Consider the following 25,903-nt stretch of genomic DNA (forward strand, 5'->3'; position numbering starts at 1 on the left):
CGGTGTGCGTCGTGCGGGTCAGCGCTTGAAGGCCGAGCGCAGCCGGCCGACGAACCCGGCGTCCACGTCGTCGAGCTGGCCGTCGGGCTGCTCCTCGTCGCGCACGCTCGCGAGCCGACGCAGCAGGTCCTCCTGGTCGGGGTCCAGCCGCGTCGGGGTCCGCACGTCGATGTGGATGATCAGGTCACCGCGACCCTCGTGGCGCAGGTGGGTCACCCCCAGGCCGGGCAGGATGATGGTGTCACCGGGCTGCGTGCCCCGCTTGATGGTGATCTCCTGCTCCCCGTCGAGGGTCATGAAGCTCATGTCGACGCCGAGCGCGGCTGCCGTCATCGGCACCGGCACGGACGCGTGCAGGTCGTCGCCGCGGCGGGTGAAGGTGTCGTGGTCGGCGACCCGCAGCTCGACGAAGAGATCGCCGGCCGGCCCGCCACCGGGGCCGACCTCCCCTTCGCCGGAGAGGTGGATGCGGGTGCCGGAGTCGACGCCGGCGGGGATCTTGACCGTCATCGTGCGGCGGCTGCGCACCCGGCCCTGGCCGGAGCACTCGTGGCACGGGTTGGGGATGACCTCGCCGAAGCCCTGGCAGGTCGGGCACGGCCGGCTGGTCATGACCTGGCCGAGGAAGGAGCGCTGCACCTGCTGGATCTCGCCGCGACCGGCGCAGGTGTCACAGGTGCGCCGACCGGTGCCCGGCTGGGCGCCGTCGCCGTCGCACGCCGCACACGCGGTGGCGGTGTCGATGGTCAGGTCCTCCTGGCCGCCGAAGACGGCGGTCGCCAGGTCGACCTCCAGCCCGACGAGGCCGTCCTGGCCGCGCGAGCGCCGGGAGCGCGGCCCACGGCCGCCGCCACCGGCCTGGGCGCCGAAGAACTGCTCCATGATGTCGCTGAAGCTGAAGCCCGCGCCGAAGCCGTCGTGGGCGCCGCCGTAGGGGTCGCCGCCCATGTCGTACTGGCGGCGCTTGGTCTCGTCGGAGAGCACGTCGTACGCCTGGGAGACGCGCTTGAACTTCTCCTCGGCGTCCGGCCCCGGGTTCACGTCGGGGTGCAGGGTGCGGGCGAGCTTGCGGTAGGCCCGCTTGATCTCCTCGGGGCTGGCCTCGCGGCTGACGCCGAGGTCCTCGTAGTAGTCGTTCACGCGTGACGTCCTCGTAGGTCGTGGGTCTGGTCGGTCGATGCGGACGGACGCCGGTCAGGTGTCCATGATCCGCGAGAGGTAGGTGGCGACGGCACGCACCTGCGCCATCGTCGCCGGGTAGTCCATGCGAGTCGGGCCCAGCACACCGACGGTACCGACCTGCTCGTCCCCGGAGCCATAGCCCGAGGTGACCAGCGAGGTCGTGTGCAGGCCGCTCACGGGGTTCTCCGAGCCGATGCGCACGGAGACACCCGCCTCGTCCTGGCCGGCCTCGACGCTGAGGAGCTTCAGCAGCACGACGTGCTGCTCCAGGGCGTCCAGGACCGGCTCCAGCGTCATCGGGAAGTCGCTGGAGCTGCGGGCGAGGTTGGCCGTCCCCGCGAGGGCGACCTTGGTCTCGCGCTCCTCGGCGAGGGCGTCGCCGAGGGCCGCGAGCACACCGGCGGTGAGCGCGTCCTCGGTGTCGGTGTCCTCGTCGTGGAGGGTGCCGAGCGCGCCCAGCGCCTCGGTGAGGCGCCGGTCACGGGTCGCGGCGTTGATCCGGGCACGCGCCCGGGACAGCGCATCGAGGCCGGGGCCGTCGGTGTAGTCGACCCCGGTCGGCACGACCCGCTGCTCGACCCGGCCGGTGCCCATGATGACGACCACCATCAGCCGGGTGTCGTTCATCGGCACCAGCTCGATGTGCTTGACGGTGCTGCGGGTCAGGGACGGGTACTGGACGACGGCGACCTGGCGGGTCAACGTCGACAGCAGGCGCACCGTGCGGTCCAGGACGGCGTCGAGCTCGTCGGCGCCCTCGAGGTAGTCGGTGATGGCGGCCCGCTCGCCCCGCGACATCGGCCGGATGGCCTGCAGCCGGTCGACGAAGAGCCGGTAGCCGGCATCCGTCGGGATCCGGCCGGCGGACGTGTGCGGGGCGACGATGAGGCCCTCGTCCTCGAGGGCGGCCATGTCGTTGCGCACGGTCGCCGCCGAGACGTTGAGCCGGTGGCGGTCGAGCAGGGCCCGTGAGCCGACGGGCTCCGACGTCTGCACGTAGTCCTCCACGATGGCGCTGAGCACGGCCATCCGCCGCTCGTCACTCATGGAGTCCTCCTTCACGACACATCATGACCGCACCGCCTTGGCACTCGGTCCACCTGAGTGCCAAGTCTACGACTGATCGGCGCATTCCCCGGAATCCGGCGTGCCCTGCCGTCCCGGAGGCCCCGCGCGGCCTAGCGTCGGTCCTCGTGAACGACCGATACGGCAATGACGTGCTCTCCGGTGACTGGCGCTCCCACGGCCGCCTCGCCCGCCCCACCTCGCGCCCGGTCGAGGCGACCCACGGCACCGTCGTGGAGGACGTGGAGACCGGCTGGGTGGGCGCGGTCGTCTCGGTGGAGAAGGCCGGGGGCGTCCACGTCGTCCACCTCGAGGACCGGCGCGGCAAGGTGCGCGCCTTCCCGCTGGGTGCGGGCTTCCTGCAGGACGGTCGGCCGGTGGCGCTCACCGCGCCCCGGGCGGCGCAGCGCGCCGCCCTGGCCGAGGCCGAGCAGGCCGCCTCGCGCACGGCCAGCGGATCCGTCGCCGTGCGCGACGCGAAGGCGCGGGTCGCCCGCGGGTCGCGGATCTTCGTCGAGGGCCGCCACGACGCGGAGCTCGTGGAGAAGGTGTGGGGCCACGACCTGCGCATCGAGGGCGTCGTCGTCGAGATGCTCGACGGGGTCGACGACCTCGCCGCGGTCATCAGGGACTTCTCCCCCGGCCCCGGGCGCCGGATGGGCGTGCTCGTCGACCACCTCGTGCCCGGCACGAAGGAGTCCCGGATCGTCGAGAAGGCCAACGCGGTGGCCCCTGAGCACGTCCTCGTCGTCGGCCACCCCTACGTCGACGTCTGGCAGTCGGTGCGCCCGCAGCGCCTCGGCATGACGACCTGGCCGCAGATCCCGCGCTCCATGGAGTGGAAACGCGGGATCTGCGCGCACCTGGGCTGGCCGCACGACTCGCAGGCCGACATCGCCCGCGCCTGGAAGCAGATCCTGGGCACGGTGCGCAGCTACGCCGACCTCGAGCCCGCCCTGCTCGGCCGGGTCGAGGAGCTGATCGACTTCGTCACTGACGAACAATGACTCAGCGTCACCGACGAGTAGATCGCAGGAGCCCAAGCAGTTGCGAAGGGAGAGGCCCGGACTTCGCAAGAGCCTAAGCAGTTGCGAAGGGAGAGGCCCGGACTTCGCAAGAGCCTAAGCAGTTGCGAAGGGAGAGGCCCCAAACTCCGCAAGAGCCTAAGCAGTTGCGAAGGGAGAGGCCCGGACTTCGCAAAAGCCTAAGCAGCTGCGGTTCGTGGTCAGTCGCGCGGGCCACCGGCGACGTAGACGACCTGGCCGGAGACGAAGCCGGCCTCCTGCGACAGCAGGAAGGACGCCGTCGCGGCGATGTCCTCCGGCTGACCGACCCGCTGGACCGGGGTCTCCTTGGCGGCGTGCGCGAGGAAGTCCTCGAAGGGCACCCCGATGCGCTCCGCGGTGGCGGCGGTCATGTCGGTCTGGATGAACCCGGGGGCGATGGCGTTGGCCGTGACGCCGAACTTGCCCAGCTCGATGGCCAGGGTCTTGGTGAAGCCCTGCATCCCGGCCTTGGCCGCGGAGTAGTTGACCTGACCGCGGTTGCCGAGAGCCGACGTGGAGGAGAGGTTGACGATGCGGCCGTACTTCTCCTGCGTCATGTGCGCCTGGCAGGCCTTGGTCATCAGGAATGCTCCGCGCAGGTGCACCGCCATCACGGCGTCCCAGTCCTCGACGGGCATCTTGAAGAGCATGTTGTCGCGGATGATGCCGGCGTTGTTGACCAGCAGCGTGGGCGCGCCGAGCTCCTCGGCGATCCGGGCCACGCCGGCCTCGACCTGCTCGGGGTCCGAGACGTCGACGCCCACGGCGAGGGCGGTGCCGCCTCCCTCGGTGATCTCGTCGGCGACGACCTGGCAGGCGGACTCGTCGAGGTCGAGCACGGCGACGTGGTGACCGTCGGTGGCCAGTCGGTGGGCGACGGCGCGTCCGATGCCGCGGGCGGCTCCGGTGACGACGGCGGTGCGGGTGGTGCTCATGAGCAGCTCCTGGGGATGGGGAAGGGAGGGTCCCACCCATCGTCGTCCATGGCCCCGGCGTGAGGACACCCCGGTCCCCGGGGGGCTCACTCCTTGGGACGCACCGCGATCCACCGCGGCTCGGTCGGCAGCCGCCAGCCACGCTTGCGCGCGAGGACGCAGATGCCGCCACCCACGGCGACGGCGATGAGCGAGGCACTCGTGCCGGGGACGAAGACCTCGAGCACGACGAAGACCGCGCCGGCGACGAAGGCAGCGCTCGCGTAGAGCTCGGACTGCTGCAGGATCACCGGCACGCGGCCGAGCATCATGTCGCGCACGGCGCCGCCGCCGCACGCGGTGAGCACGCCCAGCAGGATCGCCGGCAGCCAGTGGATGTCGTACAGCATCGCCTTCTGCGTCCCCACGACGGCCCAGGTACCCAGGGCGATCGCGTCGACCCAGGGGAAGAGCTGGCGCCAGCGTCGACCCTCGAGGGGGACGAGGAAGGCGATGCCGGCGGCGATGAGGGCGACCGTGAGGTAGTCCAGGTCGGTCAGGGCGATGGGCTGGAGGCTGAGCAGCACGTCACGGATCGCGCCACCGCCGAGGGCGGAGACGATCGCCAGGACGATGAAGCCGACCGGGTCCAGGTTGAAGCGGCGGGCGACGGCCCCGCCGAGCAGGCCGTTGGCGAGCACGCCGAGCAGGTCGAGCAGCCGGATGATCTCCGGGACCACGGCGGGCGTCTCAGTCATGGATCGCCTCCACCGCCACGGGGTCGGGACGTCCGGCGATGAGGTGGTGGACCACGGTGTCGGTGAGCAGCCGCCCCCGCCGGGTGAGCACGACGCGCCCCCCGATGGCCGCACGACCGTCGACGAGACCGTCGGCGACGAGGCCGGCCACCGCCCGTCGCCCCTCCGGTGGCAACCGGTCGGTCGGCAGGCCCTCGCGCAGCCGGACCCACAGCAGGATCTCCTCGTCGCTGCGCTGCTCCGCGGTGAGCACCTCCCGCGCGGCGGCCGGCGACCCCTCGGCGAGGCGCTGCGCCCAGGCCGCGGGGTGCTTGACGTTCCACCACCGCACACCGCCGACGTGGCTGTGGGCGCCGGGGCCGATCCCCCACCAGTCGTCGCTGCGCCAGTAGGCCTCGTTGTGCCGGCACCGGCCCCGCGGTGTGCGTGACCAGTTGCTGATCTCGTACCAGTCGAACCCCGCGTCGGCGAGCAGCCCGTCGGCGAGCTCGTACTTGTCCGCCTCGTCGTCGTCCGTGGGTCGCGGCAGCTCGCCCCGGCGGACGCGGGCCGCGAGCTTCGTCCCCTCCTCGACGGTGAGGGCGTACGCGGACAGGTGGTCGGGCTCGAGCGCGATCGCCGTCTCGAGCGACGTGCGCCACTGCTCGAGGGTCTCCCCCGGCGTGCCGTAGATGAGGTCCAGGCTCACCGCGAGTCCCACCTCACGGGCGGCCGCGACCGCCCTGGCGACATTGGCGGGGTCGTGGGTGCGGTCCAGCGTGGCCAGGACGCCGGGCACGGCCGACTGCATCCCCAGGCTGACCCGGGTGAACCCGCCGTCGGCGAGGACACGAAGGGAGTCGACGTCCACCGAGTCGGGATTGGCCTCGGTGGTGACCTCGACGTCGTCGGCCAGCCCCCAGCGCTCGCGGACGGCCGCGAGGAAGCGCACGAGGTCCTGCGCGGGCAGCAGGGTCGGGGTGCCACCACCGACGAAGACGGTGGACACGGCCGGAGCCTCACCCAGGACCTCCTGGGCGAGGTCGAGCTCGGCGATCGCCGCGTCGACGAAGGTGGCGACGCTCGCCCCCTTCGCCCCGCCGACCGGACCGAGCTCGGTGGCCGTGTACGTGTTGAAGTCGCAGTAGCCGCACCGCACCGTGCAGAAGGGCACGTGGAGGTAGATGCCGAAGGGCCGCTGCCCGACCGCCTCACGGGCGGTGGCGGGCAGGGCGCCGTCGCGCGGCGCCTCGTCTCCATCGGGCAGGGCAGGCACCGCCCCATCCTCGCACCCGCGGGACACCGCTCGCCCACCGCCGGGGCGGCTGGCTACCGTGAGCACCATGACCCGCTGGATCGAGCTCGATGGTGTCGTCAACATGCGCGACCTCGGGGGCCTGCCCACCCTCCGCGGCGGGCGCACGCGCGAGGGCCGGCTCCTGCGCAGCGACAACCTCCAGGACCTCACCCCCCAGGACGTGGGTCGTCTCGTCGACGAGGTGGGTGTCACCGACATCATCGACCTGCGCACCGACGTCGAGCGCGACCTCACCGGGCCCGGGCCCCTGACCGAGACGTCGCTGGCGCACCACCACCTGAGCTTCATCGACGAGGAGCGCCATCCGGGCGCGGCACCGAGCGACACCGACACGGGCAGGGACGCCCTGGTGCTCTCGCAGGGTGACCCGGACCGCGGCACCCCCGGGTTCTGGACGCGGCACTACCTGGGTTACCTCCACCAGCGGCCGGACTCCGTGGCGGGAGCGCTCGGCATCATCGCGGGCAGCCGAGGGGGCGCCGTCGTGCACTGCGCCGCGGGGAAGGACCGCACCGGGACGGTCACGGCGATGGCGCTGTCGGTCGCCGGCGTGCCGGACGAGGAGATCATCGCCGACTACGCGGCCAGCGGCGAGCGGATCCGCCAGATCATCGACCGGCTCATCGACGTCGAGCCGTACAAGTGGGGCCTGCAGGGACGCTCGATCGACGAGCAGACCCCGCGGCCGGAGACGATGGAGATGATCCTGCGCACGCTCGAGGACGAGCACGGCGGCGCGACCGGGTGGTTGCGCCAGCAGGGGTGGGACGAGGACCGCCTGGAGCTGCTGCGCGCGCGGCTCCTCGGCTGACCGATCAGTCCTTCGTCGGCTTCATCGACACGTAGACCGGGATGACGCCCCGGACGGCGACCACCCCGTCGGTGCGCACCGCCTTGACGCGGATGTCGACGTCGCCGGGGGCGGCGGCCCAGTCGGCCGGGTCGGTCTCGGCGATGCACAGCAGGTCGGTGGTCGACTTCGCGAGGTACTCCACCTGCAGGCCACGCGGCAGCCACCGCTGCTCCGAGGGGCAGGTGGCCTCGGCGAGCAGCCCCATGGCGGCCTCGAGACCGTTGCACACGGCGATGGCGTGCAGGGTGCCGATGTGGTTGTGCACCGCCTTGCGGTTGGCGATGGACAGCTCGGCGTAGTTCTCCCGGACCTCACGCACCTTCGGGCGCACGGTCGCGAAGTAGGGCGCCTTCCTGCTGTAGAGCAGCGAGAAGATCGACTTGCCCCGCGGGAGCCGGGAGATGAGCTTGTACAGGGTGAAGGTCTGCTGTGCCACGTGAGCACCCTAGGCCCGCAGGAGGACCCGGGCGCCACCGGCTACCCCTCGACGATGCGTTTGATGGCGTCGAGCGTCCGCGGGATGCCCGCGTGGGCCTGCTCCGTCCGCGTCGCGATCTCCGTCTCGGCACGCTCGCCGTACTTCTCGTGGAACATCTCCAGCCCGCGCGGCAGGAACTCCCAGGTCTCGGTCAGCTCGGTGTCCTCGCCCAACGGCGCCATGAGGAAGCCCCACCTGACGAAGCCGTCGCCGACGACCCAGGCGAACTCGCGGCCCCGATCGGCCGCCACCACCCGGGAGCGGGTCTCCCAGGTGCGTCCCGGCTGCTCGTTGTGCCCGGTGAACCACGCACCGACCTGCCCGGCCTGCCGGGGGTCGTCCCACCAGCACGCGGTGCAGATCGGACTCCACTCGCCCGTGCGGGTGACGTCCGAGACCACGTCGTAGACCACCTCCGGCCGTTCGGCGACCCGGATGGACTCACGGTGGCTGAACCCTCGCGTGCTCTCGCTCATGTCCGGCTCCTCACTTGTGCTGGCGTCGGCTGCCACCGTGCCAGTCCTCCTCCACGCCCACCGCACCGGGGTCGACGCCGAAGCCGACCAGCTGGGGCCGCTCCCGCAGGCTGCGCTTGAGCTCGGCGAATCCGGGGAAGCCGGCCAGCCCGACGACGTGGTCCCACAGCTCGAGGGCGGACTCCTCGTCCGGGAGCCGGCTGATCACCGGCCCGAAGAAGGCGGTGCCGTCCGGGGGTCGGTAGTGCAGGATCGGGGTCCCGACGTCCTTGCCGGCGAGGGAGAGCGCCTCGTCGGTCTCGGCCCGGATCTGCGTGTCCCAGGAGTCCTCGTCCAGCGCACGAGCGAGCTGCGTGGGCAGACCCGCTGCCTCGAGGACGGGCTCGACGAAGGCCGCGGTCCCCCGCCGCTCACCTCCTGAGTCGCCCCCCGTGGCGGTGGGCTCGGTGTCGAAGATGTGGTGGCCCAACGCCGCGTACAACGCGTCCACGGCCTCGGGCCCGTGCTCCGTCCGGGTCCGCGCGGCCACCCGCAGGAGCCGCAGTCCGGCGGTGTGCCCCGCCTCGTACTCGGGCGGGAACTGGGCGTCGTAGTCGACCCCGGCATTGAGCAGGCGCAGCGAGATGAACCGCCAGTCCACGGTCAGGTCACGCTGGTCGCGCACCATCCGCACCCACTTGCTGGTCAGCCAGCAGAAGGGGCAGACGGGGTCGAAGTAGAAGTGGATGTCGGCGTCCATCCGGCCACCCTACGGAGACCGCCCTCCACCGCGACAGCCCCGAGGACTACTTCTTGGCCTTCTCCACGGCGCCGGCGTCGGAGGAGAGCGCCGCGATGAAGGCCTCCTGCGGGACCTCGACGGTGCCGATGTTCTTCATCCGCTTCTTGCCCTCCTTCTGCTTCTCGAGCAGCTTGCGCTTGCGGGAGATGTCACCGCCGTAGCACTTGGCGAGCACGTCCTTGCGGATGGCGCGGATGGTCTCGCGCGCAATGATCCGCGAGCCGATGGCGGCCTGGATCGGCACCTCGAACTGCTGCCGCGGGATGAGCTCCCTGAGCTTGCCGGCCATCATCGTGCCGTAGGCGTAGGCCTTGTCCTTGTGGACGACGGCGCTGAAGGCGTCGACGCCGTCGCCCTGGAGGAGGATGTCGACCTTGACCAGGTCGGCCGACTGGTCGCCGGCCTCCTGGTACTCCAGCGAGGCGTAGCCACGGGTGCGGGACTTCAGCTGGTCGAAGAAGTCGAAGACGATCTCGGCGAGCGGCAGCGTGTAGCGCATCTCGACGCGCTCCTCGGACAGGTAGTCCATGCCGCCGAGCTGGCCGCGCTTGCCTTGGCACAGCTCCATGATCGGGCCGATGAACTCGCTCGGGGCGAGGATCGTGGCCTTGACGATCGGCTCGCGCACCTCCGCGACCTTGCCGTAGGGGAACTCGCTCGGGTTGGTCACCTCGACCTCGGTCCCGTCGTCCATCGTCACCTGGTAGACGACGTTGGGCTGGGTGGAGATGAGGTCGAGGTTGAACTCGCGCTCGAGGCGCTCGCGCACGATCTCGAGGTGCAGCAGCCCGAGGAAGCCGCAGCGGAAACCGAAGCCGAGCGCGGCGGACGTCTCCGGCTCGTAGACCAGGGCGGCGTCGTTGAGCTTGAGCTTGTCCAGCGCGTCGCGCAGCGTCGGGTAGTCGCTGCCGTCCATCGGGTAGAGACCGGAGAAGACCATCGGCCGGGGCTCGCGGTAGCCGCCGATGGCGTGCTCGGCCGGTGCCGCCGCGGCCGTGACCGTGTCACCGACCTTGGACTGGCGCACGTCCTTCACGCCGGTGATGAGGTACCCGACCTCACCGACGCCCAGCCCCTTGCTCGCGACCATGTCGGGCGAGATGACCCCGATCTCGAGGAGGTCGTGCGTCGCCCGGGTCGACATCATGATGATCTTCTCGCGCGGGTTGAGGTCACCGTCGACGACGCGCACGTAGGTGACGACGCCGCGGTAGTTGTCGTAGACGGAGTCGAAGATCATCGCCCGGGCCGGGGCGTCGGCGTCGCCCTCGGGCGGCGGGAGCAGGGTGACGATCTCGTCGAGGAGCTCCTCGACCCCTTCGCCCGTCTTGCCGCTGACCTTGAGCACGTCCTCGGGCTCGCACCCGATGAGTCCGGCGAGCTCCGCCGCGTACTTCTCCGGCTGCGCCGCCGGCAGGTCGATCTTGTTCAGCACCGGGATGATCGTCAGGTCGTTCTCCATGGCCAGGTACAGGTTGGCCAGGGTCTGCGCCTCGATGCCCTGCGCGGCGTCGACGAGCAGGATCGCGCCCTCGCACGCGGCGAGCGAGCGGGAGACCTCGTAGGTGAAGTCGACGTGCCCCGGGGTGTCGATCATGTTGAGGCAGTAAACGGACTCAGCCTCGTCGACCGTTGCCACCCACGGCATCCGCACGGCCTGCGACTTGATGGTGATGCCGCGCTCGCGCTCGATGTCCATCCGGTCCAGGAACTGCGCCCGCATCTGCCGCTCCTCGACGACCCCGGTGATCTGGAGCATCCGGTCGGCGAGCGTGGACTTGCCGTGGTCGATGTGGGCGATGATGCAGAAGTTGCGGATCTGCGCCGGCGGGGTCGCGTTCGGCGGGAGAGCCTCGCTGGCCTTGGGTGACACGGGTGGCGGACCTCGGGTTCGTCGGGACATGGATCGTCAGTCATCCTCCCACGGACGGCGCAGCGAGCCGAACGACGCCGCCGGATCGCACTACGGTGGTCCCATGGACGGCTACCCCGGTGACTACGTCGGAGACCCACCCCTGGAGTGGGCCCCCACGCCGGCGGACCCGATGCCCTCCCCCGGCGAGGTCGTGTGGGCCCACGTGCCCTACGAGGAGGACCACACGCAGGGCAAGGACCGTCCGGTCCTGCTCATCGGCCGTGACGGCCCGTGGCTGCTCGCGCTCCAGCTGACGAGCGTCGACCACGACCTCGACGAGGCCCAGGAGGCCGCTGCTGGCCGGCGCTGGATCGACATCGGGCCCGGCCGGTGGGACCACCGTGGCCGGCGCAGCGAGGTGCGCGTCAACCGAGTCATCCGCGTCGACCCCGCCGCGGTCCGCCGCGAGGGAGCGGTCCTGGGCGAGGAGCTCTTCGTCGCCGTCGCGGAGGCCGTGCGGGCCGTCGCCCATGGTCGGCAGTACGACGACGACCCCGTCTGACGACCCGTCGGCATGACGAAGGGCGCCGGTCACCATCGCGGTGACCGGCGCCCTTCGTCACGGGTCGCGGTGCTCGACTCAGAGCGCGTTGACCTTCTTCGCCAGGGCCGACTTCTTGTTGGCGGCCTGGTTGGCGTGCAGGGCGCCCTTGCTCACGGCCTTGTCGAGCTTCTTGCTCGCGGTGGCGAGCGTCGACTTGGCGGTCTCGGCGTCGCCGGCCTCGACGGCCTTGCGGACCTTGCGGATCCACGTGCGCAGCTCGGACTTGATCGCACGGTTGCGCTCGGTGCGCTCGTTGTTCGTCTTCACGCGCTTGATCTGGGACTTGATGTTTGCCACAGGTGTACTTTCTTCGTCGGTCGATGGTTGCCGTTAGAGGGCGGCAAGACGTCTCGGGACCGGCGTGGGGACACCGTGGGAGAGACGCCCTGGGTGGTGCTCGCTGTACGCACACGACCATGCGCGCACGCAAAGGCCAAATCTAGCAGCGCCGCCCACCGCCGCCAAACCGCCGGTCAGGAGCCGTTGCGCTCCCGCGAGATCGTCAGGATGGCCCTCTCGACCGAGTACACGGGGTCACGACCACCACCCTTCACCTCGACGTCAGCGGCGGCGATCGCCTGGATGCTGCGCCCGAGCGCGTCCCCGCTCCAGCCCTGCAGCGCACGCCTGGCCTTGTCGATCTGCCAGGGCGCCATGCCGAGGTCGCGGGCCAGGTCGGCGCTGCGGCCGCGCCCCGCTCCCCCGACCTTGGCCAGCTGCCGCAGCTGCATGGCGATGACGGCGACGATCGGCACCGGGTCCACCCCGACGTCGACCGCGTGGCGCAGCAGCCGCAGGGCCTCGCCGGTGCGCCCGGCGACGGTGGCGTCGGCGACCTTGAAGCCGGTCGCCTCGACCCGGCCCCCGTGGTAGCGCTCGACGACGTCGGCGTCGATCGTGCCGGTGGTGTCGTCGACGAGCTGCTTGCAGGCCGAGGCCAGCTCGCGCACGTCCTTGCCGACGGCCTCGACGAGGGCCTGGACGGCGTCCGGTGTCGCCTTGCGCCGGGAGGTGCGGAACTCGTTGGTGACGAACTCGGCCTTGTCGCGGTCGCTCTTGATCGCCGGGGCCTGGATGACGTGCGCCTTGGCCTTCTTCAGCGCGTCGAGGACCTTCTTGCCCTTGTTGCCCGAGGCGTGGGTGACGACGAGGGTGACCGAGTCCGCCGGGTCGGCGAGGTAGTTGAGCAGGTCGATCTGGAGCGCGTCGGGCGCCTGGTGCAGGTCGCGCACGATGATCAGCTTGTCCTCCCCGAAGAGGGAGGGGCTGGCCTGCACGGTCAGCTCGCCCTCGGTGTAGGCCTCCGCGGTGAGGGTGACGACGTCGACCTCGGGCGTGCCCACGCGCACGTCGGCGATGACCTGCTCGACCGCCCGGTCCGCGAGGACTTCCTCCGGTCCGGAGACGAGCACGAAGGGGGCCGCCCGGCTGCTCAAAAGAGGGCCACCTTGTCGACCGGCGGGAAGATCTGGTCGAGAGCGGCCTCGTCCTCGGCCGTGGGTACCCAGCTGATCGCCTCGGCGTTCTGCCGGACCTGCTCGGGCCGGGTCGCCCCGGCGATGACGCTCGTGACGGTCGGTCGGGAGGCCAGCCAGGAGAACGCCACCTCCGGCTCGGTCAGGCCCCGCTCCCGGGCGAAGTCACCGAAGGCGCGCAACTGGTCGAGGTCGGTGCCCTCGATGATCTCCGGGCGGGAGGCCAGTCGGCTGCCCTCGGGCGCGGTCCCCGAGGAGTACTTGCCGGTGAGCAGCCCCCGGGCGAGCGGGAAGTAGGGCAGCACCCCCAGCCCGTAGGCCTGCGCTGCCGGGGTCACCTCGAGCTCGGCACGGCGGTCGAGCAGGTTGTAGTGGCTCTGGCTGGAGATGAACCGTGCGCCGCCGCGGGCCCGGGCGACGTGCTCGGCGTCGGCGATCTGCCAGCCGGCGCGGTTGGAGTGGCCGATGTAGCGCACCTTGCCCGCACGCACGAGGTCGTCGAGCGCGTCGAGCGTCTCCTCGATCGGCGTCAGCGGGTCGGGGGTGTGGAACTGGTACAGGTCGATGTGGTCGGTGCCGAGACGGCGCAGGGACGCCTCGACCGCGGCCATGATGTACCGCCGCGCGCCGCGGGCGCCGAAGTCGGGGCCGATGGCCCCACCAAGGTCCATGCCGAACTTCGTCGCGAGGACGACCTCGTCGCGACGGGCGCCCAGGGACCTGCCGAGCATCGTCTCGGACAGTCCCGGCTCGGCACCGTAGGTGTCGGCGGTGTCGAAGAGGGTCACGCCGGCGTCGAGCGCGGCGTGCACGACGGCGTCGCTGCCCTCCTGGGTCTGGGTGGCGGCACCGCGACGACCGAGGTTGTTGCAGCCCAGGCCGACGGCGGAGACGGTGAGACCGGAGCGTCCGAGGCGGCGAAGTTCCATGGGGGACAGGCTATCCCCGGGTGGGGACAGCCAGCCCGAGCGTCGCGGCCCGGGCGGCGACCACGGACTCGTCCTTGGCCAGGGACGCCGCGAGCTCGTCGAGCGGCAGCCCGAGGTCGACGCCGTCGCGCAGCTCGTCGTCGTCCTGCACCGACCACCCCTCCCCCTGCGTGACGGCCGTGCGCACCCCGTCGGCCGGACCTGGATCGGCGGCGACCGGCTGTCCGGTCATCCCCCGTTTCGCCGGGTCGGCCACGGCCTGCACCTCGGGGGCGATCTGGTCCAGCCGGCGCAGCGCGCCGAGGACCAGCTCACGGTCGGTCGTCGGCCAGAAGGGCGGCAACGAGCGCTGCAGGAAGCCGGCGTAGCGCGCCTTGATCATCCGGTTGTCGAGGAAGGCGACGACGCCACGGTCGTCGCCCTTGCGGATGAGGCGACCGGCGCCCTGCGCGAGCCGCAGGGCCGCGTGGGTGGCCGAGACCGCCATGAAGCCGTTGCCACCGCGGCGGGCGATCTCCTGAGTGCGCGCCGACGACAGCGGGTCGTCGGGACGGGGGAAGGGGATGCGGTCGATGAGCACCAGCTGGCAGGCGCTGCCGGGCACGTCGACGCCCTGCCAGAGGGTGAGCGTGCCGAAGAGGATCGTCCTGGGGTCCCGGGCGAAGTCGCGCACCAGGGTGCCGATCATCTCCTCGCCCTGGCAGAGGACCGTGAACTCGCTCCCGAGGCGCTCGCGCATCGCCTCGCTGGCCTCCTTGGCGGCGCGCATGGAGGAGAAGAGGCCCAGGGTGCGGCCGCCGGCCGCGCGCACGAGCGCCTCGATCTCGTCGAGGGTCTGCGTGGCCAGCCCGTCCCGACCGGGAGCGGGGAGGTGCTCGGCGACGTAGGCGATGCCCTGCTGGGCGTAGTCGAAGGGTGAGCCCACGTCGAGACCCGTCCACTCCGGCGCACCCGGACCGCGCAGGCCCAGCGTGCCCGCGACCGCGTCGAAGGTGCCACCGAGCTCGAGGGTGGCCGAGGTGAGGATCACCGTGCGGTCGCGGACCGACTCGTCGTCGTCGGTGGCGCCCGTGCCGAAGATCCGCTCGCGCACGCGCATGGCCACGCTCATCGGCGCCACCCGCAGCACCGGTCCGCGGCGCGGGTCACGACTGACCCAGATGACGTCGAGCTCGTGCTCCTGGAGCATCCGCACCGCGGTCTCGTGCAGCTCGTCGACCGCGGCGAGCGCGATCTGGCGGCTCCCGTCGACGCTCTCGCCCTTGGGCGGCTTCATCTCCGTGAGCAGGGTGCGGCCGACGTCACGGCACCGGCCGAGGATGCTCGCAAGCGAGTCGGGGATACCGGCCGCAAGGCGCCCCTCCGGGGCCTGCTCGAGCACGGCCTCCAGGTCGCCGGCCAGGTCCTCGAGGTCGTCGTCGGACTCGGCGTACTTGCGCGCCCGCCTGGCAGCGGCCCGGATCGCCCCGGGGGTGAGCTCGTCGGTGACGGTCGAGGTGACCCGGTCGACGAGCTCGTGCGCCTCGTCGATGACCAGGACGTCGTGCTCGGGCAGCATCGGCCGGCCCTCGAAGGCGTCGATGGCCATGAAGGAGTGGTTGGTGACGACGACGTCGACGTCCTTCGCCGCCTCGCGGGAGCGCTCGACGAAGCACTCGGCGACCATCGGGCACTTCTGGCCGAGGCACTCCTGCGCGGAGACGGAGACCTGGCGCCAGGCCTTCTCGGAGACGCCGGGCACGAGCTCGTCACGGTCGCCGGACTCGGTCTCGGCCGCCCACTCACGCACCCGGACGACCTCCTTGCCCAGTCGCCCGGCAGCGGCGTCGACCTCGCCGACGTCGAACATGCCCTCGTCCTCGTCGGGGAAGCCGCCCTCGACCTTGTGCTTGCACACGTAGTTGCGGCGGCCCTTGACGATCGCGTACGTCGGGCGACGCTTGAGGTGACCCTCGAGGGAGTCGGCGAGGCGGGGCATGTCCCGGTCGACGATCTGGGCCTGCAGCGCCAAGGTCGCGGTGGCGACGACCGCGGGCTGGCCGGTGCGCTGCGCATGATCGACGGCAGGCACGAGGTAGGCCAGGGACTTGCCCGTCCCGGTGCCGGCCTGGACGAGCAGGTGCTCCTCGGTGTCGATGGCGCGGGCGACCGCGGTGGCCATCTCGACCTGCCCGGGGCGGGTCGTGCCGCCCACTCCCCCGACGGCGGCGGCGAGCAGGGACTCAACTGACGAGGACACCGCCCCACCCTAGGACGCCGCCGCGACCGGGCGCACGCGCCATCCACAACCCCGCGCACGACCCTTGGGGATGTCGACCAGTCCATCGAAAGGTTGATCCCGGAACCAACCTCCGGCGCGATGTGTCGGCGCCCCCGCCACGGCTGGAATCGATGGCATGACAACCACCCTGCTCCCGCACCGCCCCGACGCGCCGCCACAGCGGCGCGGGGCGGGTCTCGCCCACCGGCTCACCAGCCGCCGCGGCGCGGCCCTCGTCCTCGCCCTCGCCCTCCTCGTCGTTGGGCTGGCCAGCACGCTCCTCGGCTCGAGCCAGGCTCCGCCCCGTGGCGACAGCTACCCCGCGAGCACCGAGTCGGCGGTGGTGGCGCAGGAGCTGGAGGGCTTCCCCGACAGCGACGAGGCACCGGTCCTCCTCGTCGCGACGAAGGGGGGAGCCCCCCTCTCCCCGTCCGACCTGTCCGCCGTCGACGAGATGGCCTCGGGTCTGGAAGCGGCAGGAGACCCGACGCCGGCGCGACCGTCCGAGGACGGCGCGGCGGCGGTGGTCACGCTGCCGATGACCTCCCACGAGGACTCGGACGCGACCGCGCGGATGATCGAGGACCTTCGCGACCAGATCGCCGCGACCACGCCCGACGGGGTGACCGTCGAGGTGACCGGCGGCCCGGCGTTCGGCGCGGACATCACGTCCTCCTTCGACGGCGCGAACGTCACGCTCCTCGCCGTGACCATCGGCGTCGTCACCCTCCTGCTCCTGCTCACCTACCGCTCCCCCGTGCTCTGGCTCGTCCCGCTGGCCGTCGTCGGCGCGGCCGACCAGCTCGCCGGCACCGTCACCGCTGCCGTCGGTGACTGGAGCGGCCTGTCCTTCGATGCCGGGATCGTCTCCGTCCTCGTCTTCGGCGCCGGCACCAACTACGCCCTCCTGCTGGTCTCCCGATACCGCGAGGAGCTGCACGTGCACGAGGACCACCACGCCGCCCTCGCATCGGCATGGCGCGCCACCGTGCCCGCGATCCTCGCGAGCAACGTGACCGTCGTCCTCGCCCTGGGCACCCTGCTGCTCGCCTCGGTCCCCGGAACACGCGGCCTCGGCCTCGCCTCGGCCGTGGGCCTCGTCATCGCGCTGGCGGCGATCACGCTCGTCCTGCCGGCGGCCCTCGCGTTGGTGGGCCGCAGAGTCTTCTGGCCCTTCGTCCCCAGACCGGGGCAGGCCCCGGAGCACGACGGCATCTGGGCGAGGCTCGCCCGTCGCGTCGTCACCCGCCCGGCCGCCCACCTCGTCGGCGGCCTCACCGTACTCGTCGTCATCGCCTCCGGTCTCTCCGGGGCGAACGTCGGCCTGGGCCAGGCGGACTCCTTCCGCGCCGCCTCAGAGTCCGCGGACGGCCTCACCACCGTCGGTGAGCACTTCCCCGCCGGGGCGTCCGCCCCCTTCGCCGTCACGACGAACAGCCCGAGCACGCTGGCGACCGTCGACGCGCTCGAGGACGTCGACGGCGTGACCACGGCCGCCCCGGCCGGTGACGACGGCGAGGGCCGCACACGCGTCACCGTCATCGGCGAGCCCGCGCCCGGCTCCCCGGTCGGCCTCGAGCTCGCCGCGGACCTGCGCGAGGCGGCCCACGACGTCCCCGGCGCCGACGCCCGGGTCGGTGGCGGGTCCGCGGAGCTGCTCGACGCCCGCTCCGCTGCGGAGAGCGACCTGAGGACGGTCGTCCCGCTCGTGCTGATCGTCAGCCTCGTCGTGCTCGTGGTCCTGCTGCGCGCCGTCGTCGGCCCGCTGGTGCTGCTGGCGCTCAACGCCGTCAGCGCACTGGCAGCGCTCGGCATGGGCGCGTGGCTCGACGAGCACCTCATGGGCAACCCGGCCCTGGACGTGCAGGTCCCGCTGATCGCCTTCCTCTTCCTCGTGGCCCTGGGGATCGACTACACGATCTTCCTCATGCACCGGGCCCGGTCGGAGACGGCCGAGCACGGCACCCGCGAGGGCGTCGCCCGGGCGGTGGCCCGCACCGGCACGGTGATCACGAGTGCGGGTGTCGTCCTCGCCGCGGTCTTCGCGGCCCTCGGGGTGCTGCCCCTGGTCGTCCTGGGGCAGCTCGGCCTCATCGTCGGGCTCGGGGTCCTGCTCGACACCCTCCTCGTGCGCAGGTCGTCGTGCCCGCGGCCACGGCCCTCCTCGGCGATCGCTTCTGGTGGCCATCACACGCCGGCCGGGTAGCGTCCCGTCCGTGAGCACTCCCGCCGTCCCGGGACCGGCCGCCCGCCAGACCCGGCACACCCGGCCGGCCGGTCCCGTCGGCGTCCCCGGCGAGGAGACCGTGGCCGGCGGCACGGCCCGCTGGCTGCGGTGGGGCCAGCACGCCCTGCTCGCCGCCCTCGCGGTGGTCTGCCTGACCCGGGCCGTGGCCGCCGGGGCCCACCCGGCCGCGGAGGTGGGGGCCCTGCTCGTCTTCGTGGCCTGGTACCTCGCCGGCATCCCGGTGGCCCGGCGCGGGGTGAGCGGTCCGGTGTGGTTCGTCGTCCTCACGCTCCTGTGGGGTGTCCTCGTCCTCGTCTCCCCGGAGAACGTCTGGCTCGCCTTCCCCCTGTGGCTGCTGGCCGGCCACCTGCTGCCGCTGGCCCACGGCGTGCTCATCTCCGCGGTCGTCCTCGTGGTCGTCGTCGCCGAGCCGGTCCGGCAGGCCGGGACCACCACCTTCGCCGCGGTCATCGGCCCGTTCATCGGGATGGTGGTCGCCCTCGGCATCTCGCGGGCCCAGATGGCCCTCGTGCGGGACGGCATCGAGCGCCAGCGGCTCATCGCCTCGCTCTACGCCGCCCAGGAGGAGACGGCGGCCCTGACCGACGAGCTCGCCCGGGTGCAGCGCGCGGCGGGCGCCACGAGCGAGCGCACCCGGCTCTCCCGGGACATCCACGACGGCATCGCCCAGGGCTTCTCCTCGATCCTGTTGCTCGCCCGCGCGGCCCGCGGCGAGGATGACCCTGCCCGGGTCCGCGAGCTGCTCGTGCACCTCGAGAGCAGCGCGGCCGAGGGGCTGGAGGAGTCCCGTCGCGTGGTCGGGGCGCTCGCCCCTGCCGACCTGGACGAAGGGGGTCTGCTCGCCGCGCTCCACCGCGTCACCGACCGCTTCGCCACGGAGAGCGGAGTGAGTGCCCGGCTCGTCACCACCGGCGCCGTCCCACCGGTCCCGACCACGACCGAAGTGGCCCTCGTGCGGTGCGTGCAGGGCGCCCTGGCCAATGTCCGGGCGCATGCGCGTGCCGGGTCGGTCGTCGTCAGCCTCGACGGGTCCGCCGAGGTGGTCCGTGTGGACGTCGTCGACGACGGGCAGGGCTTCGACTCCACCGACTGGACGACCCGGGCGCCGCGCTCCGCGGGCGACGGCGGCTACGGCCTGCGCGCCACGCGGGCCCGCCTGCGCGAGCTCGGCGGCGGGCTGGCCCTCGAGTCGGCGCCCGGTGAGGGGACCGCCCTCTCCGCGTGGCTGCCGGTGCAGAGCTACTCCCCCGATGGAGGTATCCGGTGAGCGCCCGCGTCGTCGTCGTCGAGGACCACCCGGTCACCCGGATGGGGCTCATCGCCCTGCTCGGTCAGGAGGATCGGATCACCGTCGTCGGCGAGGCCGGCACCGGCGAGGAGGCGATCGCGCTCGTCGAGCGGGAGCGCCCGGACGTCGTCGTCACCGACCTGCGCCTCGGCGAGGGTCCCGACGGGGTCGCGGTGACCGCCTCCCTTCGCTCCCGGGTGCCCGCACCCGCGGTGCTCGTGCTCACGACCTACGACACCGACCGCGACATCGTCCGCGCGGTGGAGGCAGGCGCCGCCGGCTACCTGCTCAAGGACGCCGACCCGGCGGAGATCACCTCCGCGGTCCTGCGCGCCGCTGCCGGGGAGACCGTCCTCTCCCCCGCGCTCGCGCAGCGGGTCGTCGCCCGCATCTCCCGCCCGCAGGCCCAGCTGTCCGCGCGGGAGGTCGAGATCCTGGCCGCGGTGGCCCGGGGGTTGTCCAACAAGGAGGTCGCCCGCGAGCTGGTCATCTCCGAGGCGACGGTCAAGACGCACCTCGTGCACGTCTTCACCAAGCTCGACGTCGACTCGCGCACCGCCGCGGTCGCCCGCGCCCGCGAGGACGGCGTGCTCCCCTGACCTCGCCTCGGCCCGACCCCCGGGTCAACCGGTCGCCGGCTTGAGCCGGTAACCCACTCCCCGCACCGTCAGGATGCGCTCGGCGCCGATCTTGGAGCGCAGCGAGCGCACGAAGACGTCGACGACGTTGGATCCCGGGTCGAAGTCCATGTCCCAGACCATGCCGAGCAGCTGCTCGCGGGAGAGGACCTGGTCGGCGTGCTCGACGAAGGCTTCCAGGAGGGAGAACTCCCGGGCGGTCAGCTCCACCTCCCGGCCGGCCACCCGGGCGGTGCGCCGCCGGATGTCGAGGCTGAGGTCACCGGCGGTCAGGGTCGCCTCCTCGGCGGGGGCGGCGCCTCCTTCGCGCAGGCGCAGCCGGACCCGGGCGAGCAGCTCGGCGAACTGGAAGGGCTTGGTCATGTAGTCGTTGGCCCCGCCCTCGAGCCCGGTCACCGTGTCGTCGACGCCGTCCCGGGCGGTGAGGATGATGACCGGGATCGCCACACCGTCCCCCCGCAGACGACGCAGCACCTCGAAGCCGTCGAGCCCCGGCAGCCCCACGTCCAGGACGAGTAGGTCGAAGGCCCCCGTCGCCGCGAGCGCCCAGGCCTGCCGCCCGTCGGCGGTGATCGTCGTCTGGTAGCCACTGGCGCGCAGGCCCTTGTCGACGAAGCTCGAGATCTGCTCGTGGTCCTCGGCGATGAGGATCGCGCTCATGACCCCTCCTGGGTGCTCGGTTGCAGGTCGACGCGGGTGTCGTCCCGACCATCATGGTCGCCGGGTCCCGCCGGGACGGGCAGGACGATGGTGAAGACGGCTCCGGTGCCGGGCTCACCACCGACGGTGACGCGGCCGCCGTGCCCCTCCGCGATGGCCCGCACGATCGCCAGTCCGAGGCCGGCGCCGCTGTGGCGGCGGCCGTCGGGCGGCTCCCCGTGGCTGAACCGCTCGAAGATGCGGTCCCGGTCAGCGTGTGGCACGCCCGGCCCCGTGTCGGAGATGCCGACCGCGAGCGCCCGACCGAGCTGCGGGTCGTCGACGAACTGCGAGGTCAACGTGACCACATCGTCCTCACGCGTGTGCTGGACGGCGTTCTGGGCCAGCTGCAGCACGGCCTGCGTGATGCGTTCGGCGTCCAGCGCCGCCTCCCCCTCGGCGATGCGCCCGACCTGCCACCGGCGGGGCGCGAGCGCCGAGATCTTGGCCTCGAGGGCGACGGTGAGCATGGAGACGTCCACACCCTCGACGGGTCGGATGAAGTCGGGGCGGTCGGCCTTGGCCAGGGCGAGGAGGTCGGTGACGATCCGGCTCATCCGGTCCAGCTCCTGGGTGACCACGCGCATCGTCACCTCCCTCGAGGCGGGGTCGTCGTCCATGAGCTCGAGGTGACCACGGATGACCGTGATCGGTGTGCGCAGCTCGTGGCCGGCGTCGTCGACGAAGCGCTGCTCCGCCCGGAAGGCCTCCTCCAGCCGGTCGAGCATGCGGTTGAAGGTCGAGGCCAGTCCCGACACGTCGTCGTCCCCGACGTCGATGCGGCGGGTGAGGTCGTGCTCGGTGATCTCCTCGGCCGCCGCGTGCACGAGACGCACCGGACGCAGCAGTCGGCCGGCGACGACCCAGGAGACCACGCCCGCGAGGAGGAGGGCGAACACCGAGGCCATCACGAGCATGCGGACGGTCTGGTCCGCCTCGGTCATCGCCGGCTCCGTGAAGGACGTCACCAGAAGCACGGCGTCCTCGCCGTCGGCGACCTCGACGATGGTCCGGGCCCACCGCATCTCTCCGGCCGCGGTCTCGTGGGCGCCGGACGCGGAGCGTATGGTCTGCTCGAGCAGCTCCTGGTCACGGGTGAGGTCGTACTCCTCGGCCGTGGGTGCCCGGGCGCCGCGGGAGATGGTGACGGTGCCCTCGGTGCCCACGTACCCGACGAGCATCTCGTCGGGGCTGGGCTGCTGCCGGGACAGGTAGACCTGCAGGAGGCGCTCGGCCGAGGTGAAGGGACGCGAGGTCTCCGGGTCCACCCCCTCCTGGGTGAATGTGCGGAACTCCTGGATCTCCTGGGTGACATCGGCGTTGGCACGGTCGGTCACCGACAGGCGCAGGGTCTCGTGCACGACGATGACGACGGAGAGCAGGGTCACGAAGAGGATGAGCACCATCCAGCCCACGATGGTCTCGCGGGACAGCCGGGGACGGCGTCGCCGCGTGGGGGCCTCAGTCGTCATCAGTCGTCGCCATCGTCGCCGTCATCGTCGTCATCATCATCGTCGTCCCCGTCGTCATCATCATCGTCGTAGACCGGCGGGGGCGGCGCCTGGGTTCGCGTCACGGAGGGCTGCGGTGTCCAGGTGGGACGGGGCGTGGAGGTGGGCCGGGGCGTGGAGGTGGGCCGGGGCGTCGACGGCGTGGTGGAGGTCGGGGCCGGCGCGGGCTGCGACGTGGACGAGGACGTCGATGTCGAGGAGGACGAGGAGGACGAGGAGGACGTCGAGGACGTGCTGGACGTCGGCGAGATCGTACTCGTCGTCAACCGGACCGGCCCCTCCTCGACGGGCGGGGGATCGGCCGGCGCGGCAGCGACGCGGAAGCCGAGGAACACGAGCAGGGGCACGCTGAGCATCGCGACGAGGAGCATGCCCTCGCGTCCGATGCGCCAGCGGTTCATGACGCGGCTGCGGTGCTGGTGCGGTCTGGACGGATCATCACGGGCCCTCGGTCGGTCTGTCGGTGGGTCCGACCCTAGGAAGTGGGCATGAGCCGTGCGTGAAGGTCACATGAGGACATCTTCATCAACCGCGGTCGGGCGACCCCTCGGCCGCCGGCAGCATCGGGTCCGGCACGGCCCGGGTGATGAGGTTGACTCCTCGCATGAGGTGGAAGCATACGAGCGCCGCCGCGGTCCCCAGCGCGATGCCGGCGAACTGCAGCTGGCCGAGCTGCCACGTGTAGTCGGCGACGCCGATGATCAGCGCGAGCGCCCCGGTCATGAGGTTGATCGGGTTGCCGAAGTCGACCCGCGCCTCGATCCAGATCTTGGCGCCGAGCAAGCCGATCATCCCGTAGAGGACGGTCCCGGCGCCGCCGAGCACGCCCTGGGGGACGGTGGCGATGGCCTCGCCGAACTTCGGCGAGAAGGACAGCAGCAGGGCCACGACGGCGGCCACCCAGTAGGCCGCCGTGGAGTAGACGCGGGTGGCCGCCATGACGCCGATGTTCTCCGCGTAGGTCGTGGTGCCCGAGCCGCCGCCGCTGCCGGCGAGGGTGGTCGCCAGGCCGTCGGCGATGAGCGCGCGGCCGGTCACCGGGTCGAGGTCCTCCCCGGTCATGGACGCGACGGAGCGCACGTGCCCGACGTTCTCGGCGACGAGGACGAGGACGACGGGGACGAAGAGGCCGGCGACGGCGATGTCGAGGTCGGGTGCGGTGAAGGTCGGTAGGCCGACCCACCCGGCCGTCTCGACCTTCGCGAAGTCGACCTCGCCGCGCAGCACGGCCGTGAGGTAGCCGGCACCGACACCGACGAGGATCGCGATGCGGGAGAAGAGCGTGCGGGTGGCCACCGTGACGAGCACGATCCCGGCGACGGTGACGAGGCCGGTCACCGGGGAGGCCATGAAGTTGTCCTTCGCGCTCGGGGCGAGGTTGAGGCCGATGAGCGCGACGATCGCACCCGTGACCATCGGCGGCATGATCGCCCGCAGCCACCGGTCCCCGGCCACCTGGACGAGCACACCGATGAGCGCCAGGGTCAGCCCGGCCATCATGACGCCGCCGAGGGCGGTCGGCAGGTCGTGGCTCTGCGTCGCCGCGGTCAGCGGCGCGATGAAGGCGAAGGAGCTGCCGAGATAGCTCGGCACCCGGCCGGCCGTGATGACCAGGAAGAGCATCGTGCCGATGCCGCTGAAGAAGAGCGTCGTCGCGGGAGGGAGGTTCGTCAGCAGCGGCACGAGGAAGGTCGCGCCGAACATCGCGACGACGTGCTGGGCGCCGAGCCCGATCGTGCGGCCCCACGAGAGCCGCTCGCCCGGCATGACCACCTCGCCGGGCCGGACCGCGCGGCCGTCTCCGTGGAGGGTCCAGCCGAGGCCGAAGGGGGAACGGGTTCCGGTGTCGGGGCGTCGCGGCATGGGCCGAATGCTAACCGTCTGCGGCGGTGCGTCAGCGACCGAGGATGCGCGCCCAGAAGTTCCGCCCCCGCGGCATGACCACCAGTTCGGGCTCGGTCTCCGGGGTGGGCGGCTCCGCGCGCAGGGGCCCGACGAGCAGGGCCGACCCGGGCGCCGGCCCCTCCAGTGTCGTCGGGTCGATGCTCCACTCCGCTGCGAGCGCGGGCAGGTCGTCTCGTCCGAGGTCGACCTCGCGCTGGACGGTGCCGCGCTCGACGAGGAGGCAGTGTCGCGACCCGTCGTCGGCCCGGCCGAAGGACTGCACCCCGGTGCCGAGCATGGCCGACAGCGTCGTGATCCGTGCCGTGGACGGGTGCGCCACGTCCTGGCCGAGGACGAGCGTCCACCTGCCGCCGACCCCAGGCATCGGGGGCAGCACGGCCGTCGCGCTGCCGAGGGCCTCGCGGACGGCTGCGTCGACCTCGGTCACCCGGCCGTCGGTGAGGCCGAGCGCCTCGAGGACGACACCCTGCGCCCGGTCCCGGACGGCCAACCAGCTCTGCTCCGTGCCGAAGGGCTCCAACGCGCTCACAGCGACCTCGCCATGATCACGCCGTCGCGGTCGTCCCCCGCCGCCACGCGGAGCGCGCCCGGCACCCGGCCGACCTCGGTGTAGCCGTACTGCGTGTAGAACTCACCCAGACCGGTACCGCCCCGGTAGTCCAGCGTCACCAGCTCGACACCGCGCTCGCGGGCCGCCCGGTGCACGCCCGCCATGAGGAGTGCGCCGTAGTTGGTGCCGCGTCGGGCAGGGTCGGTCATGATCCGCTCGATGTTGGCCCCGTGGCGCGTGAGCGCCCCCGTGGAGCCGACGAGGAAGCCGAAACCGAGCAGCTCGCCCAGCGGGGAGTTCAGCGACACGCACACGGTGTCGCCGCTCGCCATCCGGGCCGTGTACCCGTCGAGCACCGGCGCGACGTCCTCCGCGGTGGCGCCGGGCAGGAAGCCGACCGACCCACCGGCCTCGGTGACCTCGAGCCACATCGCGAGCATCGCCTCACGGGCCCGCGTCGGGGTGCGCTCGGCGACCCGGATGTACGGGAGCTCCAGGACCTGCCAGTCCCCCTCCTCGGAGGTGTGGTCGAGCTCCGGCACGCGCACCAGCCCCGCGGACCGGACGGCCGAGCGGGTCGCGGTGTCCTCCGGCGCGATCCGGATGCGCACCGGCAGGTCGGGCAGCCACTCGATCGCGTGGGCGGTGGCCAGGCGCAGGGCCCGCGCCCCGAGGTCCTCGCTGCCGGGCCCCTCGAGCATGCGCAGGGTGAGCCGGATGAACTCCGCGTGCCCGCGCAGGCCGACGAAGCCGGCGCTGCTGCCGTGGGCGTCCCGCACGATCCATGTCCCGTACCCGTGCTCGTCCCAGTGCTCTCGCCAGGTGGCGACGATCTGCGCCGGTCGCTCCGCGTCATCGGGGACGTCCATCATCTGCGCCACGAGCGTGACGTCCTCGTCCACGGGAGCGTGCAGCGCGAGCGCGTCGGTGGTGACGGCGCGGGGCACCGCATGTCCGTCCTCGGTCGTCGTGAACTGCGAGTAACTCACGGGCCCATGGTGCCTCAGCGCCTCGTCGTTGGCCACGGCGCGGTGTTCGGCGCGTCTGTTGCGCCGGCATGATCGGGAGCACAATGGAAGGGTGCTGCGACA

The 25,903-nt window shown here is 72.2% G+C and carries 24 protein-coding genes and 1 pseudogene; 7 read left to right on the forward strand and 18 right to left on the reverse strand.

Going from position 1 to position 25,903, the window contains the following annotated elements; all coding sequences use genetic code 11:
• Positions 1-18: 18 nt before the first annotated feature.
• Both dnaJ and hrcA read right to left on the reverse strand, forming a co-directional pair.
• The gene (gene dnaJ / locus PVE36_RS09605; RefSeq protein WP_277451938.1) at positions 19-1,140 is read right to left on the reverse strand and encodes a molecular chaperone DnaJ; all 1,122 of its coding nucleotides are present in this window, start codon (positions 1,138-1,140) and stop codon (positions 19-21) included.
• 54 nt (positions 1,141-1,194) lie between these two features.
• Positions 1,195-2,229, reverse strand: a complete 1,035-nt coding sequence (gene hrcA, locus PVE36_RS09610) for a heat-inducible transcriptional repressor HrcA (RefSeq protein ID WP_277451940.1) — start codon at positions 2,227-2,229, stop codon at positions 1,195-1,197.
• A 146-nt stretch (positions 2,230-2,375) separates the two neighbouring features.
• Between hrcA and PVE36_RS09615 the strand changes: the two genes are divergently transcribed.
• Positions 2,376-3,254, forward strand: coding sequence for a DUF3097 domain-containing protein (locus PVE36_RS09615; protein ID WP_277451942.1), 879 nt, complete (start codon positions 2,376-2,378; stop codon positions 3,252-3,254).
• A gap of 218 nt (positions 3,255-3,472) precedes the next feature.
• On the opposite strand, the gene fabG is transcribed toward PVE36_RS09615, so the two are convergent.
• The 3 genes from fabG to hemW form a co-directional block, all read right to left on the reverse strand.
• Complete coding sequence (gene fabG, locus PVE36_RS09620) at positions 3,473-4,228, reverse strand: 3-oxoacyl-ACP reductase FabG (protein ID WP_277451943.1); 756 nt, start codon at positions 4,226-4,228, stop codon at positions 3,473-3,475.
• An 86-nt stretch (positions 4,229-4,314) separates the two neighbouring features.
• Positions 4,315-4,965: a trimeric intracellular cation channel family protein gene (locus PVE36_RS09625; RefSeq protein WP_277451944.1), complete on the reverse strand. Its 651-nt coding sequence runs from the start codon at positions 4,963-4,965 to the stop codon at positions 4,315-4,317.
• Positions 4,958-6,220: a radical SAM family heme chaperone HemW gene (hemW, locus tag PVE36_RS09630; RefSeq protein WP_277451945.1), complete on the reverse strand. Its 1,263-nt coding sequence runs from the start codon at positions 6,218-6,220 to the stop codon at positions 4,958-4,960. The genes PVE36_RS09625 and hemW overlap by 8 nt, the downstream gene beginning before the upstream one ends.
• A 67-nt stretch (positions 6,221-6,287) precedes the next feature.
• On the opposite strand from hemW, the gene PVE36_RS09635 reads away from it, so the two are divergent.
• Complete coding sequence (locus PVE36_RS09635) at positions 6,288-7,073, forward strand: tyrosine-protein phosphatase (RefSeq protein ID WP_277451947.1); 786 nt, start codon at positions 6,288-6,290, stop codon at positions 7,071-7,073.
• Positions 7,074-7,077: 4 nt separating this feature from the next.
• Here the strand turns inward: PVE36_RS09635 and PVE36_RS09640 are convergent, their stop codons facing one another.
• Genes PVE36_RS09640 through lepA form a run of 4 tightly spaced genes read right to left on the reverse strand, consistent with a single transcriptional unit; the run spans position 7,078 to position 10,723 of the window.
• A complete protein-coding gene (locus PVE36_RS09640) occupies positions 7,078-7,551 on the reverse strand; it encodes a hotdog fold domain-containing protein (protein ID WP_277451948.1) in 474 nt (157 codons plus the stop codon).
• Between the two features lie 41 nt (positions 7,552-7,592).
• Positions 7,593-8,069, reverse strand: a complete 477-nt coding sequence (locus tag PVE36_RS09645) for an SRPBCC family protein (RefSeq protein WP_277451950.1) — start codon at positions 8,067-8,069, stop codon at positions 7,593-7,595.
• A 10-nt stretch (positions 8,070-8,079) separates the two neighbouring features.
• A complete protein-coding gene (locus PVE36_RS09650) occupies positions 8,080-8,808 on the reverse strand; it encodes a hypothetical protein (protein ID WP_277451952.1) in 729 nt (242 codons plus the stop codon).
• Positions 8,809-8,854: 46 nt separating this feature from the next.
• Positions 8,855-10,723 (reverse strand): translation elongation factor 4, encoded by a 1,869-nt coding sequence (gene lepA / locus PVE36_RS09655; protein ID WP_277451953.1) that lies wholly within the window; start codon positions 10,721-10,723, stop codon positions 8,855-8,857.
• 112 nt (positions 10,724-10,835) lie between these two features.
• Between lepA and PVE36_RS09660 the strand changes: the two are divergent.
• Positions 10,836-11,267, forward strand: a pseudogene (locus PVE36_RS09660) (type II toxin-antitoxin system PemK/MazF family toxin); the annotation flags it as partial.
• Between the two features lie 78 nt (positions 11,268-11,345).
• Here PVE36_RS09660 and rpsT read toward each other — a convergent pair.
• The 4 genes from rpsT to PVE36_RS09680 form a co-directional block, all read right to left on the reverse strand.
• Positions 11,346-11,606 (reverse strand): 30S ribosomal protein S20, encoded by a 261-nt coding sequence (gene rpsT / locus PVE36_RS09665; RefSeq protein WP_277241569.1) that lies wholly within the window; start codon positions 11,604-11,606, stop codon positions 11,346-11,348.
• Positions 11,607-11,782: 176 nt separating this feature from the next.
• Positions 11,783-12,745, reverse strand: coding sequence for a DNA polymerase III subunit delta (gene holA / locus PVE36_RS09670; protein WP_277451963.1), 963 nt, complete (start codon positions 12,743-12,745; stop codon positions 11,783-11,785).
• Entirely contained in the window at positions 12,742-13,713 is a 972-nt protein-coding gene (locus PVE36_RS09675) for an aldo/keto reductase (RefSeq protein ID WP_277451967.1), read from the reverse strand. The genes holA and PVE36_RS09675 overlap by 4 nt, the downstream gene beginning before the upstream one ends.
• 10 nt (positions 13,714-13,723) lie before the next feature.
• Positions 13,724-15,952 carry an ATP-dependent DNA helicase gene (locus PVE36_RS09680; RefSeq protein WP_277451968.1) on the reverse strand — a complete coding sequence of 743 codons (2,229 nt, stop codon included), beginning with the start codon at positions 15,950-15,952 and terminating at the stop codon, positions 13,724-13,726.
• A 157-nt stretch (positions 15,953-16,109) separates the two neighbouring features.
• Between PVE36_RS09680 and PVE36_RS09685 the strand changes: the two genes are divergently transcribed.
• The 3 genes from PVE36_RS09685 to PVE36_RS09695 are packed head-to-tail and all read left to right on the forward strand — an operon-like array spanning position 16,110 to position 20,108.
• Complete coding sequence (locus tag PVE36_RS09685) at positions 16,110-18,179, forward strand: MMPL family transporter (protein WP_277451971.1); 2,070 nt, start codon at positions 16,110-16,112, stop codon at positions 18,177-18,179.
• Between the two features lie 10 nt (positions 18,180-18,189).
• Positions 18,190-19,488, forward strand: coding sequence for a sensor histidine kinase (locus PVE36_RS09690; protein ID WP_277451973.1), 1,299 nt, complete (start codon positions 18,190-18,192; stop codon positions 19,486-19,488).
• Positions 19,485-20,108 (forward strand): response regulator transcription factor, encoded by a 624-nt coding sequence (locus PVE36_RS09695; RefSeq protein WP_277451975.1) that lies wholly within the window; start codon positions 19,485-19,487, stop codon positions 20,106-20,108. Before PVE36_RS09690 ends, PVE36_RS09695 begins: the two co-directional genes overlap by 4 nt.
• A 24-nt stretch (positions 20,109-20,132) precedes the next feature.
• Here the strand turns inward: PVE36_RS09695 and PVE36_RS09700 are convergent, their stop codons facing one another.
• Together PVE36_RS09700 and PVE36_RS09705 are read right to left on the reverse strand one after the other, a co-directional pair.
• Positions 20,133-20,807, reverse strand: coding sequence for a response regulator transcription factor (locus PVE36_RS09700; RefSeq protein WP_277451976.1), 675 nt, complete (start codon positions 20,805-20,807; stop codon positions 20,133-20,135).
• A complete protein-coding gene (locus PVE36_RS09705) occupies positions 20,804-22,318 on the reverse strand; it encodes a HAMP domain-containing sensor histidine kinase (RefSeq protein ID WP_277451978.1) in 1,515 nt (504 codons plus the stop codon). The genes PVE36_RS09700 and PVE36_RS09705 overlap by 4 nt, the downstream gene beginning before the upstream one ends.
• 123 nt (positions 22,319-22,441) lie before the next feature.
• On the opposite strand from PVE36_RS09705, the gene PVE36_RS09710 reads away from it, so the two are divergent.
• Complete coding sequence (locus tag PVE36_RS09710; protein WP_277451981.1) at positions 22,442-22,849, forward strand: hypothetical protein; 408 nt, start codon at positions 22,442-22,444, stop codon at positions 22,847-22,849.
• A 33-nt stretch (positions 22,850-22,882) separates the two neighbouring features.
• Here PVE36_RS09710 and PVE36_RS09715 read toward each other — a convergent pair whose 3' ends face one another.
• From PVE36_RS09715 to PVE36_RS09725, 3 genes are read right to left on the reverse strand one after another with little or no spacing between them, the layout of a single operon-like run.
• Positions 22,883-24,220 (reverse strand): solute carrier family 23 protein, encoded by a 1,338-nt coding sequence (locus PVE36_RS09715; RefSeq protein WP_277451983.1) that lies wholly within the window; start codon positions 24,218-24,220, stop codon positions 22,883-22,885.
• Between the two features lie 31 nt (positions 24,221-24,251).
• The gene (locus PVE36_RS09720; protein WP_277451985.1) at positions 24,252-24,791 is read right to left on the reverse strand and encodes a hypothetical protein; all 540 of its coding nucleotides are present in this window, start codon (positions 24,789-24,791) and stop codon (positions 24,252-24,254) included.
• Entirely contained in the window at positions 24,788-25,801 is a 1,014-nt protein-coding gene (locus PVE36_RS09725; protein WP_277451986.1) for a GNAT family N-acetyltransferase, read from the reverse strand. The genes PVE36_RS09720 and PVE36_RS09725 overlap by 4 nt, the downstream gene beginning before the upstream one ends.
• Positions 25,802-25,903: the final 102 nt, after the last annotated feature.

This window comes from Janibacter sp. DB-40 (assembly GCF_029510815.1).
In the GTDB taxonomy this organism is placed as follows: Bacteria; Actinomycetota; Actinomycetes; order Actinomycetales; family Dermatophilaceae; genus Janibacter.